The organism is Aeromonas sp. FDAARGOS 1408, from assembly GCF_019048665.1.
Taxonomy (GTDB): domain Bacteria; phylum Pseudomonadota; class Gammaproteobacteria; order Enterobacterales; family Aeromonadaceae; genus Aeromonas; species Aeromonas dhakensis.
The window spans coordinates 4,805,602-4,818,328 of sequence record NZ_CP077394.1 but is presented as its reverse complement, the minus strand read 5'-3'; the positions used below and the strand labels follow the sequence as shown (position 1 = coordinate 4,818,328).

General features: G+C 61.2%; 14 protein-coding genes. 7 read left to right on the top strand and 7 right to left on the bottom strand.

What is annotated here, in order from left to right:
• Window positions 1-2: 2 nt before the first annotated feature.
• Entirely contained in the window at window positions 3-530 is a 528-nt protein-coding gene (locus I6L38_RS22430; RefSeq protein ID WP_005305191.1) for a hypothetical protein, read from the bottom strand.
• 164 nt (window positions 531-694) lie between these two features.
• Here I6L38_RS22430 and I6L38_RS22425 point away from each other — a divergent pair, with 164 nt between their 5' ends.
• Entirely contained in the window at window positions 695-1,174 is a 480-nt protein-coding gene (locus I6L38_RS22425; protein ID WP_005305194.1) for a MarR family winged helix-turn-helix transcriptional regulator, read from the top strand.
• Between the two features lie 48 nt (window positions 1,175-1,222).
• Here the strand turns inward: I6L38_RS22425 and I6L38_RS22420 are convergent, their stop codons facing one another.
• The gene (locus tag I6L38_RS22420) at window positions 1,223-1,804 is read right to left on the bottom strand and encodes a YjaG family protein (protein ID WP_005305197.1); all 582 of its coding nucleotides are present in this window, start codon (window positions 1,802-1,804) and stop codon (window positions 1,223-1,225) included.
• Between the two features lie 162 nt (window positions 1,805-1,966).
• Between I6L38_RS22420 and I6L38_RS22415 the strand changes: the two genes are divergently transcribed.
• A complete protein-coding gene (locus I6L38_RS22415; protein ID WP_095591479.1) occupies window positions 1,967-2,911 on the top strand; it encodes a D-2-hydroxyacid dehydrogenase in 945 nt (314 codons plus the stop codon).
• Between the two features lie 66 nt (window positions 2,912-2,977).
• Here the strand turns inward: I6L38_RS22415 and mepM are convergent, their stop codons facing one another.
• Window positions 2,978-4,315, bottom strand: a complete 1,338-nt coding sequence (gene mepM, locus I6L38_RS22410; RefSeq protein ID WP_216988975.1) for a murein DD-endopeptidase MepM — start codon at window positions 4,313-4,315, stop codon at window positions 2,978-2,980.
• 259 nt (window positions 4,316-4,574) lie between these two features.
• Between mepM and I6L38_RS22405 the strand changes: the two genes are divergently transcribed.
• Window positions 4,575-5,867, top strand: a complete 1,293-nt coding sequence (locus I6L38_RS22405; RefSeq protein ID WP_216988974.1) for a LapD/MoxY N-terminal periplasmic domain-containing protein — start codon at window positions 4,575-4,577, stop codon at window positions 5,865-5,867.
• Window positions 5,867-6,808, top strand: a complete 942-nt coding sequence (locus I6L38_RS22400; RefSeq protein ID WP_216988973.1) for a TAXI family TRAP transporter solute-binding subunit — start codon at window positions 5,867-5,869, stop codon at window positions 6,806-6,808. Before I6L38_RS22405 ends, I6L38_RS22400 begins: the two co-directional genes overlap by 1 nt.
• Here I6L38_RS22400 and I6L38_RS22395 read toward each other — a convergent pair.
• Both I6L38_RS22395 and znuA read right to left on the bottom strand, forming a co-directional pair.
• On the bottom strand, window positions 6,803-7,477 hold the full coding sequence (locus tag I6L38_RS22395) for a transglutaminase-like cysteine peptidase (protein ID WP_216988972.1): 675 nt from the start codon (window positions 7,475-7,477) through the stop codon (window positions 6,803-6,805). The two genes, I6L38_RS22400 and I6L38_RS22395, sit on opposite strands and share 6 nt — an antisense overlap.
• Window positions 7,478-7,562: 85 nt before the next feature.
• A complete protein-coding gene (gene znuA, locus I6L38_RS22390) occupies window positions 7,563-8,477 on the bottom strand; it encodes a zinc ABC transporter substrate-binding protein ZnuA (RefSeq protein WP_043171299.1) in 915 nt (304 codons plus the stop codon).
• Between the two features lie 94 nt (window positions 8,478-8,571).
• Between znuA and znuC the strand changes: the two genes are divergently transcribed.
• Together znuC and znuB are read left to right on the top strand one after the other, a co-directional pair.
• The gene (znuC, locus tag I6L38_RS22385; RefSeq protein WP_010636073.1) at window positions 8,572-9,336 is read left to right on the top strand and encodes a zinc ABC transporter ATP-binding protein ZnuC; all 765 of its coding nucleotides are present in this window, start codon (window positions 8,572-8,574) and stop codon (window positions 9,334-9,336) included.
• A 21-nt stretch (window positions 9,337-9,357) separates the two neighbouring features.
• Window positions 9,358-10,137 carry a zinc ABC transporter permease subunit ZnuB gene (gene znuB / locus I6L38_RS22380; protein ID WP_017765340.1) on the top strand — a complete coding sequence of 260 codons (780 nt, stop codon included), beginning with the start codon at window positions 9,358-9,360 and terminating at the stop codon, window positions 10,135-10,137.
• 109 nt (window positions 10,138-10,246) lie between these two features.
• Here znuB and I6L38_RS22375 read toward each other — a convergent pair whose 3' ends face one another.
• Window positions 10,247-11,137, bottom strand: coding sequence for a LysR substrate-binding domain-containing protein (locus tag I6L38_RS22375; RefSeq protein WP_017778342.1), 891 nt, complete (start codon window positions 11,135-11,137; stop codon window positions 10,247-10,249).
• A gap of 91 nt (window positions 11,138-11,228) precedes the next feature.
• On the opposite strand from I6L38_RS22375, the gene I6L38_RS22370 reads away from it, so the two are divergent.
• On the top strand, window positions 11,229-12,086 hold the full coding sequence (locus tag I6L38_RS22370; protein ID WP_005305226.1) for a DMT family transporter: 858 nt from the start codon (window positions 11,229-11,231) through the stop codon (window positions 12,084-12,086).
• Window positions 12,087-12,096: 10 nt separating this feature from the next.
• Here I6L38_RS22370 and I6L38_RS22365 read toward each other — a convergent pair whose 3' ends face one another.
• The gene (locus I6L38_RS22365; protein ID WP_216988971.1) at window positions 12,097-12,678 is read right to left on the bottom strand and encodes a uracil-DNA glycosylase family protein; all 582 of its coding nucleotides are present in this window, start codon (window positions 12,676-12,678) and stop codon (window positions 12,097-12,099) included.
• Window positions 12,679-12,727 lie beyond the last annotated feature (49 nt).

Sequence of the window (12,727 nt, the reverse complement as noted above, 5' to 3'; positions counted from 1 at the left end):
CCTTAGTCGTTGTTGAAAAAGTCTTCACCCACGTGATCACCGGCGCCGCCGATGGCGCGGTAGACCAGCTTGCCGGCCGTCTGCACCCGATGATCCACCAGGCTGACGGAGGGCTGACCGTTCACCGCGTGGCGCTTGCCGAGGAAGATGGCCATGGGCACGCCCAGGTTGGAGATGCCGCTGGTGATCCAGAGCCGGTTGAAGTCGTAGGAGCCGCCGATGAACTCCAGCTGGGCCAGCCCGGTATCGAGGCCGGTCAGGTAGAAGTTCATGGCGCTCTCGTCCGGGAAGAGGTGCACCAGCACATAGGCATAGCGCAATTCGTTCACCAACTCCTTTAGGTTGAAAGAACCTGTCTCACTGCAGGAGAGCGGCAACTCACCGTCGTAGTGATGCACCTTGAGGTTGTTGGGGTCTTCGTCATAGGCGGGCTGGTAACGCACGAAAGCCGAGGTATCAGGCAGTTCATAGCGGACTCTGACCACTCGGAGGTCGGCCACCAGCGCTTTGATGTCCAGTTCGTCACTCATCATCTTGCTCCTCGAAACAGCAGGGGAAAATAGGGGGAAAGCGCATTACCCTAACACAAAATAATTAGAGCAGAAAAGATTACAGTAAAAACCATATTGACCTTGTGACGAATTAGGCGGAGAATTTTGCGCCTCCCAATCACCCCTCGACGATTTCATACCCCATGGAAAAACATGATGAAGTGCTGGTCGCCCTGCGCCAGATCATTCGTGCCATCGACATGCACTCCAAGCGCTTGATCAAGGAGGCAGGCCTGACCTCGCCCCAGCTCTTGCTGCTCAAGGGGATCGACGAGCTGGGCCAGATCTCCATGCGTCAGCTGGCGGATCACACCAACATGAGCCAGGCCACCGCCACCACCATCATGGACCGCCTCGAGAGCCGCCAGCTGGTGCAACGCATCCGCAGTGAAACCGACAAGCGCAAGGTGCATGCGACACTGACTGACGCAGGCCGAGCCCTGCTGGCCCAGGCGCCGACCCCGCTGCAGGAGCGCTTCATTCAGCGTTTTCAAGCACTTGAGACCTGGGAGCAGACCCTGCTGCTCTCCTCTTTGCAGCGCATCTCCACCATGATGAATGCCGACGAGATAGACGCGGCCCCGGTGCTGAGCGTCCGGCCCCTCACCGAAGAGCGGGCATAAAAAAAGCTCCCGAACGGGAGCTTTTTTTATGGGTCGAAGCGAGCGGGATCACTCTTCCAGGCTGATGCCGATATTGGAGACACCGTCCTGGGCGGCGAAGGCACGCACGGCCAGGATGCGATCGCTGTCACGCTCGTGGGCCACCCGCTTGAGCAGCTCGACCTGGAACTCTAGCTCTGCCTCCATGTATTCGTGCTCGTAGAGCTCCTCGTCGGTGAGGTCGCGCTCTTCCAGCATCTCGATGAAACCGGCGACCGTACCGACCGACGCATGGCTGGCGTCGTTGGCCTCTTCCCCTACCCGGCAGATCACCGAGTTGTAGGCGCAGCCCAAGGCGACACAGGCATCAAGCGCCGGATAGGCACCATAGGATTCGAACTTGCTGGGTTCCGGAATATAGACTTCGAACGCTTCCAGAATCGCCCCCAGATTGACCCGGGATCCTTTCACCGTCAGGTAGTTCCACATCTGATCCAGGGCGTGACGAAATGCCTTCGCATCCCCGAAACCGGAGGCCTGGGAAAACAGCGCATAGTTGGGGTACATGCGCTCTGCCAGCGCCAGGGTGTAGACCGTCTGTTGCCAAGGCTGTAGCTCGGCCAGTCGCTTATAAAACTTGTCACCAAACACTGGAGTCGGATCCTTTGCAAAATGTGGGGCAGATTGTAGCCCACGAGGGGCCGCGCGAAAACGAAAAAGCGGCCTGGTCGGCTATGTTGGCCGGTCAACTCGGGTAAGATGAAGGCAGAGCGGCCTCTCTCCCGCGCCGCAAATCTGATAAGGAACAAGAGTATGAGTCAACGTACCCTTCTTTTGCTCAGCCAGGACAATGCTCACTACGAGCGCCTGCTCAAGGCGGCCCACCTCCCTCATCTGCGCATTCTGAGAGCCGACAACCAGAGCGATGCCGAGAAAGTGATCGGCGAGGCCCACATCCTGATGGCCGAACCGGCACGCGCCAAACCGCTGCTGGCCAAGGCCGGCAAACTCAGCTGGCTGCAATCCACCTACGCCGGGGTCGACGTGCTGCTGGATGCCAGCTGCCGCCGTGACTACCAGCTCACCAATGTGCGCGGCATCTTCGGCCCGCTGATGAGCGAGTACGTATTCGGTCATCTGCTCAGCCTGATGCGCCAGATCCCCCTCTACCGGGAACAGCAGAAGCAGCGGCTGTGGCAGAGCCACCCCTATCACGGCCTCAAGGGACGCACCTTGCTGATCCTGGGCACCGGCAGCATAGGCCAGCACATCGCCCACACCGGCAAGCACTTCGGCATGAAGGTGCTCGGCGTCAGCCGCAGTGGCCGTGAACGGGCCGGTTTCGACCAGGTATATCAGCTGCCCGCCCTCAACAAGATGCTGGCGCAGGCCGACGTCATCGTCAGCGTGCTGCCCGCCACCCGCGAGACCCATCACCTCTTCACTGCCGCCCGTTTCGAGCACTGCAAGCCGGGGGCCATCCTGTTCAACGTGGGACGCGGCAACGCCATCCACGAGGGGGATCTGCTCACGGCACTGCGCACCGGCAAGCTGGGGATGGCGGTGCTGGACGTGTTCGCGCAGGAGCCGCTGCCCGCCGACAGCCCGCTCTGGGGCCAGCCCAACCTCATCGTCACACCGCACAACAGCGCCTACAGCTTCCCCGAGGACGTGGCCCAGATCTTTGTACGCAACTACATCCGCTTCATCGACGGCCAGCCGCTGGACGGCAAGATCGACTTCGACAAGGGCTATTGATGGCCGTCAGCCAATAAAAAGGCCCCGCCAGAGTGGCGGGGCCTTTTTATTTCGGCGAGAGAGGCATCAACCGGCCTCCATCTCCTTGCGATAGCTCTTCACCTTGGCGAGGAACTGGCGCTTCTCCTTGCCGGAGAGCGGTTCCGCCATCGGCAGCTTGACCTTCATGGCATCGACCGGGCGGTTGTTGATCCGCACTTCGTAGTGCAGGTGAGCACCGGTGGAGCGACCCGTGTTGCCGGAAAGGGCAATCTTGTCGCCCATTTTCACCTTCTGGCCCGGCTTGACCAGCAGCTTGCTCAGGTGCAGGTAACGGGTCATCAGGGTACGACCGTGCTTGATCACCACATAGGTGCCGGCCAGCGGGTGGCTGGTCGCCTTCAGTACCACACCGTCACCGGTCGCCATCACGGGGGTGCCAACCGGCAGAGCAAAGTCGGTGCCCTCGTGAGGCCGCACCTGGCCGGTGATCGGGTGACGGCGATTCGGGTTGAAGCTGGAGCTGACCCGGTAGCGGCTGTGGGTCGGGTAACGGCGGAAACCGCGCTCCAGACTGTTGCCCTGCCCATCGTAGTAGTTGCCATCTGCGGACAGCCAGGCGGAGACGTTCTGACCCTGACTGAACACTTCCACCCCGAGCAGCTGGGTGTTGCCTGTGCTCTTGCCTTCGACCGTCTCCTGGCGCACCAGCACCTTGAACTTGTCACCCTTTTTCAGATCCTTGGCGAAGTTGAGCCGCCACTGGAACAGGTTGGCAATCTTCTGGATATGGTTGGCCGGGATCCCCGCATTGCGGGCACTCACGTAGAAGCTGCCATTGATGACGCCGTCATAGCTCTTCTTCTGCCACTCCACCTCTTCATTGAGCATGTTGGCGCTGTAGGTGTCGTCGGTACGCTCCAGCACCAGGGTCTGCTTGATGTTCAGACGGATCTTCATCTGCTGCAGTATGTTGTCCTGATCGATCAGCAGCTCGATGGTCTGGCCCGGCTTGAGCCGTGCAAGATTGTTCTTGGTGTCGGCATCCAGCACCTTGTAGAGGGTGGTGGTGGAGAGACCCAGGTTGTTGAAGATGGTGGTCAGATTCTCGCCATTGCGAACCCGGTAATCCTGCCACTGGGGGGTGGCGTCGGCCGGGATGTCATCTTCCGGTGTCGCGGCTTCTACCAGCTCGTGATCCGGGATGTCGTTGAAGTCCGTATTGTCTTCGTTGGTTGCGGTACCATTGGTGGCGATCGGCAACTCCAGTCGCAGCGGCCGCTCCAGGATGTCACCCGGGGCTGGCAATATGGCTACCGCCGACAGCGTCATGGCCGTCAGCAGTAGCATGGCGTAAAAGTGTTTGCGGGGAACCGGGGGTTCCCAATTGGCGGCCTGCGCTACCAAGGGACGGAGACGTTTCATCCGCTATCCTGTCATTAGATCCAAGGGTGTTAGTGGTCAGTCTATTTGTTATGAAACCGTATAAAACTGATTGTTTGACCTAAATACTCACAATTAGTTCATAGCAATCTGCATGAACCTCACATTTTATGCATAACATTCCTTCATGGGCAGAAATGATCGTCTTTTTTAACCATTTTTTCCTATTTTTAAGAGCCGGGTCAGCTCACCTCCGACCCCAGGTTTCAACATGTTGCGATAACTTTTCCATGGAGTGGATATGTCGTTAGCGAAACTGTTAAATCGAATCATCCTGATTTTGTTCCTGATTGGCGCCGTCCTGCTGTTCATGCTGGAAGTCACCACGGTACGGCAATCCATCCTCGATCAGATGTCTGCCAATCTGGAAACCGCCATCACCGCCCTCGGGCTGGTGCTGCAAGGTACCCTTCTCAACGATGACAAGGTACTGGCCGAGACCATAGTCAACGCCATGTTCGATGGCGGCTTCGTCAGCGCGGTCACCCTGCTGGATCCGGATGGTCAGGTGCTGTTTCAGAAGGTCTTCCACACCGAGCAACAGAACGTGCCGACCTGGCTCCCCTCTGTTATCGACATGCCGCCAGTAAAAATTGAGCAGGAGCTGACCGATGGCTGGCGCATGCTGGGCACCCTCACCCTGGAAGGGCACACGGGCTATGCCTACCAGCATCTGTGGAATGCGATCAGCCGTACCGGCACGGCCCTGCTGGCAGGTCTGCTGGTGTTCACCCTGGTGATCTCCTGGGTCTGCAAACGGCTGCTGCGCCCGCTCGAGCAGATCAATCTGCAATTGGTGAAGATCCGCAAGCGCCAGTTCAGTGGCACCCTGGACGCTCCCTGGCTGCAGGATCTCAAAGAGCTGGCCGGCTCGGTCAACCAGCTGGTGTCCGAACGCAAGCGGGATCTGCTGCAGCAGCGGCTCAAGATAAGCCAGCTCGGCAAACAGATCCCCATGGTCAATGAGCCGCTGCAGACCCTGACCTGCGCAGGAGAGGGGCTGTTGCAGCAACACTTCTTCTCGACCCAGGGCAGCATTCGTCTCTACAGCCGCCTCATTCCGGAAGTCACCCCGTCACTGAACAGTTCACCGGACGAGATCCGGCATCTGCTCGATCTCTGGCTGCACCATGCAGTCGAGGGATTGCAGCTGCCGCTCAGCCTGCTCGGCCACCCCGACTGGGCTCAATTTGCACCTCTGCTGGCCAAGGGCAGAGGCAAGACCCTCGACTGGCGCTGGGATCAGGAACATGTGCCACCCCTTGCCCAGGAGCGGCTGGCCGCCTTGCAGGAACAAGGGGTGGAGATGGCCTTCAGCGCCATCCCGATGACCAACGAGACCTTCAATCAGCTCGACCCCATCAATCCCGTTTTCATCAGCTGCCAGCCGACCCAGGCTCCGCTCTATTGGAACCTGGTGGCCCAGTGCCTGCACAGTGCGGGCTACACCCTGCTGGCGGAGGCCGGCGACATGCAGGATATCGACACCCTGCGCAACTGGGGCATCGATGGCTACGCCGGCAAGGAGGCATGATGAACAGGACCGGATTGTTGCTCGCCCTGCTGTGGCCACTGCCGCTGCTGGCCAACCCCACCACCATAGCCACCGGCGGTGAACAGGGGATCTATCACCAGATCGCCAAAGAGTTCTGCCGGCTCGCCAACAAGAGCGATGCCGGACTGCAGTGCAAGCCGCAGGCGACCTCGGGCTCCATCGAAAATCTGCGCCAACTGAAAAGCGGCGAGACAAGCTATGCGCTGGTGCAGTCGGACTGGCTCTATCAGGCCAGTAAGGGCCTGGGTCCGTATGCCAGTCAGCCGCAGCCAGAGCTCAGGGCCATCTTCGCCACTCACGCCGAGCCCTTTACCATAGTGGTGAGGGCCGACGGCGACATCACCAGCCTGGAGCAACTCAAGCTGGCCCCCATCGACATGGGGCTCAAGAGTTCTGGTACCCGCCAGACGGCGCTCGCCCTGTTCAACGTGCTGGGCGCCAAGGAGCAGGATCTCGATCTCAAGAGCGTGGCCAATCTGGCCGAGTCCCTGTGCAGCAAACAGATCGACGCCTATGGCCTGGTGATGGGTCACCCCAACCGCATCGTGCTGGATACCGCCAAACGCTGCCCCGTGCGTTTCCTGCCGATCGAGGGGGCAACCCGGGATCAGCTGCTCAAGGGGGTCATGTATTACCAACGCAGCCAGATCCCTGCGCGTATCTATCCGGGCAACCTCAAGGCGACGCCGACCTTTGCCATCGCCGCCACCCTGGTAACCACCGCCAGCACGCCACAGGCCGACGTTTACCGCCTGACCCGGGCCATGCTGGCCCAGCAAACCAAGTTCAATGAGCAAACCTACGGTTACGCCAACCTGTTTCACCAGGCGCGCAATAAAACCGGCCCGGTGCTGAGCATCGAACAGCATCCGGGAGCGGCAAAATATTTCGAGGAGTTGAAAGCGGCGGGCAAGCTATAGCTGACGGCGGGGGGAGCGCAACTGCTCGCTGGAGAAGCGGGTCTTCATCGAAGTCCACTGCGCCAGCCTGTCGGCACTGCCCGCCAGGGTCCCTTCCCGGCGTGACTTCATGATCCAGATGCTCTTGGCATCAAAACTGTAGACGGGGATAAGATCGGTCCGCTTGCTGCCGGGCAGGATCCGGTTGTTGATGTTGTCGAGCACCAGCGGATCCGACTTGGGGGTCGCGAAGTAGAGCGTCACCATATGGAACTGATTGTACTTGACTGCCTTGACGTAAGCCAGCCGCAGCTTCTTCTCGTCCACCCCAAGCTCCATCAATGTGTAGTACTTGGAGATGCTGTAATCCTCGCAGTCACCGCCACGGGCACCGATAAACTCCAGCGGGTTGGCCCAGTAATCCGCTTCTCCCCACAACCTGGGATCATCGCTGTAGGTCAGGTTGTTGAAATAGTTGTTCACCAGCTCGATCTTCTGCTGATCCGTGGTGCCGGCCCTTGGCGTCAGCAGACGTGAGAAGGCCTCCGCCCGCTGGAGGGCCCGACCGCCATAGACCTCCTGCAATTTTGCCTGCAGTGCAGGGCTGACCATGTATTCGGAGAGGCGGGAAGCCTGCACGCTGGCACAGCAGAGCGCCAACGTGTAGGTGGGAACGAGCAGCCATTTCATACCAGACACTCCCTGTCAGATGCTGGAGGTCAGTATAGTTGCCCCTGGCTGCCCCAGTGGCGGGCACGCGGGCGCTTCGACGCGGTCAACGGCACTCGGCGAAGGCGTCGGCCAGCTGCTGCATGAAGCGGGGATAGCCATCCGGGCCGAGCGGCACCTGTTCACCCACTTCATCCAGCAGCAGCACCTTGGCGCCAGTATTGCGGGCGACCGACTCGATCACCGCCGGCGAGAACTGCGGCTCGGCATAGATGCAGCTCGCTTTCTTCTCTTCCAGCGCCTTGCGGATCTCCACCAGAGTCTTGGCACCAGGGCGTCGCTCTGGGCTCACGGTGAAGTGGCCCTTAGAGCTCATGCCATAGTGGCGCTCCCAGTAGCCATAGGCTTCATGAAACACGAAGTAGCCCTTCTGATTCACCGCCTTCATCTGCTCGGCAATCACCTTGTCCTTGGCCTCCACCTTGGCCTTGAACGCCAGCAGGTTGGCGCGATAACGCTCGGCATTGGCCGGATCCTGGGCGCTCAGCGTCTCGCTCAGGGCTTTGGCGATGACCAGCGCCTGGGTCGGCCCCAGCCAGATGTGGGGGTCGACGCCCTCGTGGTGGTGCCCCTCATGACCGTCGTGGTCATGGCCTTCATGCGCCTCGTCGGCGTGCTCTTCATGACCGGCCTGCTTGCTGTAGTCAAACAGCGGCATCCCTTCCACCCGGGTCAGGGTCAGCACATGGGGATGTTTGGCCAGCGGCTTGGCCATGAAACCTTCCAGCTCGGGGCCGACCCACACCACCAGATCGGCCTCGTTGATGCTGCGAATATCGGAGGGGCGCAGGGAGAAATCGTGGGGCGAAGCGCCAGTCGGCAGCAACACCTTGGGCTCGCTCACGCCGTCGGTGATGGCAGCGGCGATGAAACCCAGCGGCTTGATGGTGGTCAGCACCTCGAGGGCGCGGACAGGCAGACTCACCGCCAGCAGGGCAGTGATCAGGGCAAGAATTCGCATAGAGATCTCGTCAGGAAGTGTGTGTGTGATAATATAACAAACCAACGTTATTGTTATATTATAACTCTCACAGGCTGTAAACCCCGGAGCTGTCATGACCCAACTGGTGGAGCTGAAAGAGGTCTGTCTTTCATTTGATGGACGACTCGTGCTCGACAAGGTCTCCTTTACCCTGAACAAAGGCAAAATCACTACCCTGGTCGGCCCCAACGGGGCGGGCAAGAGCACCCTGAGCAAGCTGGTGCTGGGTCTGCTCACGCCAGATTCAGGCCAAATCACCCGCAGCCGCGACCTGCGGGTCGGCTATGTGCCCCAGCGCCTCTATCTGGATCCCACCCTGCCGCTGACGGTGCGCCGCTTCCTGCAGCTTGGCAAGAATGGCCGCCTATCCATCGAGGAGGCACTAAGCCGGGTCGGCGCGGAAGATCTGTTGGACAACCGGATGCAGAAGCTCTCCGGCGGCGAAATGCAGCGGGTGCTGCTGGCCCGCGCCCTGCTGGTCAAGCCCGAGCTGCTGGTGCTGGACGAACCGGTGCAAGGGGTGGACATCAACGGCCAGATCGAGCTCTACGCCCTCATCAGCCAGCTGGCCGCCGAGTTCAACTGCGCCGTGCTGATGGTCTCCCACGATCTGCATCTGGTGATGGCCAGCACCCACGAGGTGATCTGTCTCAATCGCCACGTCTGCTGTCACGGCGAACCGGAGAGCGTGGCGCGCCACCCCGAGTTTGCCCGCCTGTTCGGCCGACCGGAGCAGGAGGTGCTGGCGGTCTACACCCACCATCACCACTGCGATGGCGAACACCATCATCATGAACCGCAGGCCCCCGTCATTCGCCTGCCCTCCCGCAATCAATAACGTACCCGACAGGATCATCAAGTGGACAGCTTTCTGTTATACGCCCTCGCGGCCGGCCTTGGCATCGCCCTGCTGGCCGGCCCCCTCGGCAGTTTCGTGGTGTGGCGCAAGATGGCCTATTTTGGCGACACCCTCTCCCACGCCTGCCTGTTCGGCATCGCGCTCGGCATCCTGCTGCAGGTGGATCTGACCCTGGCGGTGGTGGTCTGCTGCCTCGCCATGGCCATGCTGCTGGTGATCATGAGCCGCAACCAGCAGGTGGCCACCGATACCCTGCTCGGCATCCTGGCCCACAGCGCCCTGTCGCTCGGTCTGGTCACCCTGAGCTTCATGGACAACGTGCGGGTGGATCTGATGGCCTACCTGTTCGGCGACCTGCTCTCGGTGCAGCCGATGGACTTGCTCTGGATCTACGGCGGCGGCGCCCTGGTGCTGCTCACCCTGTGGCGGCTGTGGGATCCCCTGCTCTCCATGACCATCTCGGAAGAGCTGGCCCGGGTGGAAGGGGTGAGGGTCGATGTGCTGCGCTGCGTGCTGATGCTGCTGATCGGATTGGTGATCGCGGTGGCGATGAAGTTCGTCGGGGCGCTGATCATCACCTCCTTATTGATCATCCCTGCGGCAACCGCCCGCCGCTTCAGCCGGACACCGGAGCAGATGGCCGGCTTCGCCGCGCTCATCGGCTGCCTTGCCGTACTCGGCGGGCTGTTGCTCTCCTGGTATCAGGACACGCCGGCAGGCCCGTCTGTCGTGGTCTGCGCCACCAGCCTGTTCGTATTAAGCCAGTTCAAGAAAGCCTAAGCCTAAAGTGGCCTGATCCTTGTAATCAGGTCACTCCACATCCCAGCCCGTCGGTGGTGGTCTGCGCCACCAGCCTGTTCGTATTGAGCCAGTTCAAGAAAGCCTGAGCCTAGAGGGGCATGCTCTGGCGTGTCTCCATCATCAGCCATTGGCGCAGCCGGCTGATGGCGGGCTCATGGGCCCGCGAGCGCTTGCAGGTGAAGTAGAAAGCATCCCCCGTCTCCAGCTGGTGTACCGGCAAGGCCACCAGCTGGGGATCATCCGGTCGCAGCATGTAGTCGTTCACGAATGCCACCCCCTGATCCCAGGCTGCGGCCTCCATCGCCAGCAACACATGGCTGAAGTGGTGCATCCGCGCCTCCGCCGGGATCACCAGTCCCCCGGCCTTGGCCCAACGCTGCCAATCCTCTCCCCGCGCCTTGTAGATGGACTGCACCGACAGCAGTGGCAGTTGCCAGATGGCGTCCGGCCACTCCCCCTCCACCTGCTGCAGCAAGCGGCGACTGCAGACCGGGAAAAGCCGCTCCCGGTAGATGAGATCATGACAATAGCCCCGACCGTGGGGCGAGACGGTGATGAAGCAGTCCGCCACCCGATCGGAGAGTTCAGGATCCTCCGCCACCATCTCCAGGCTGAGATCCAGCTCGGGGTAGAGCTGGCGCAGCCCAGCCAGGCGCGGGATCAGCCACTTCACCGCAAACGAGCTGTAGACCGCGAGCCGCAGCCGCATCTCGCCACCGCCGCGCAGTTGCTCGCTGCTCTGGGCAATCTGGCCGAGCCCGGCGGAGATCCCCTCGAAATAGACCTCGCCCTGCGCCGTCAGCGACAGCAGCCGACCCTGACGCAGCAGCAGCCGTTCCCCCAGAAAATCCTCCAGCAGGCGGATCTGATGGCTGACCGCGCTCTGGCTGACGTTCAGCTCAAGGGCCGCGCGAGAAAAACTGAGCAGGCGGGCAACCACTTCGAAGTATTGAACGGCGCGCAGGGGAGGCAGCTTCATTATCCAAAATTCTCATGCATGGTGATTTTTTATCATTTTACTGGATAACGAAGCGCGGGCTACCCTTCCCTCATCTGACGCAGGAGGTAGCATGAACGCAGTGGGGATCGGCATTCTTTATCTGGTGCTGGGCAATATGGTGGCGGTCTTTTCCGACGCGCTGGTCAAGGTGCTGGAACCGGATCAGCCGGTATTTCAGTTTGTCTTCTTCCGCCAGCTCTCCGCCGCCATCCTGCTGACCCCCTGGCTGCTCTGGTCATGGCGTCGCAACCCGCCGGTGGCGCTCAAGTGGCACCTGCTGCGCGCCCATATCTGGGCCATCGGCGTCTGCCTGATGGTGATCGCCCTCACCCGGCTGCCGCTGGCCACCGCCAACGCCCTCTTCTATGCGGCGCCTCTGATGATGGTGCCGCTGGCGGTGTGGCTGGCAGGGGAAGCGATCTCGCGCCAGAAGGTGCTGACCGCCTTCATCGGCTTTGTCGGGGTGCTGATCGTGCTGCGCCCCACCGAGGTGAACTGGGCGGCGCTGGCCGCTCTCGGGGTGGCGCTCTCCATGGCGCTCAACAATCTGCTGATCAAGCGGATCCCGCTCCAGCAGCCCATCGCCCAGACCCTGTTCTTTACCAACGTGCTGAGCATGCCCTTCATCCTGGCGCTGGCCTGGTGGGAAGGGGGCGACTGGCAGTGGCAGATGTGGTGGCCCGCCTTTGGCTCTTCGGCGCTGATCATGGTCTATGCAGGGTTGTGCGTGGTGGCCTACCGCAAGGCGGAGGCGAGCAAGATCGCCTCAGCTGAGTACACCGGCCTGCTGATGGCGGTCGCCATCGGGGTATGGCTGTTTGACGAGCAGCCGGGCCTGCCGCTGCTGCTGGGGTGCCTGTGCATCATACTTCCGCTCATCGCCATGGCCCGCAGCAAGCCCAAACCACAGGCCGAACCGGCGCTCTAGCCAACCAGGGTCACCCCAGCAGCGGGGCGACCCTTTGTTGCAGATGGGGGATCACATCCTGCTCGAACCAGGGGTTCTTCTGGAGCCAGAAGGTGTTGCGCGGGGACGGGTGTGGCAGTGGCAACCAGGCCGGACCGTAGTTCGCCCAGCTGCGCACCGTCTCGGTCAGCGACCCCTTCGCCGCATCCCGCAGGTAGTGGCCTTGCGCATACTGGCCGATGAGCAGGGTCAGCTCGATGTTGGGCAGCAGCATCAATACCTTGTCGTGCCAGGTGGGGGCACATTCGGGGCGCGGCGGCAGATCCCCCGACTTGCCCTTGCCGGGGTAACAGAGCCCCATCGGCATGATGGCGATGCGGGATTCATCGTAGAAGGTGGTCTTGTCCACTCCGAGCCACTGGCGCAGGCGATCGCCGGAGGGATCGTCCCAGGGGATGCCGCTGGCATGCACCCGGGTGCCGGGCGCCTGGCCGATGATCAGCAGGCGGGCGTGCTCACTGCCACGGATCACCGGTCTGGGCCCGAGCGGCAAGTGTGCCTCGCACAGGCGGCAGGCACGGATCTGTGCAAACAAACTGTCGAGTCGGTTCATGGGCCCGATAGTAGCAGAGTTTTCCGCCGGATCCTGCTTGTGAAAGATT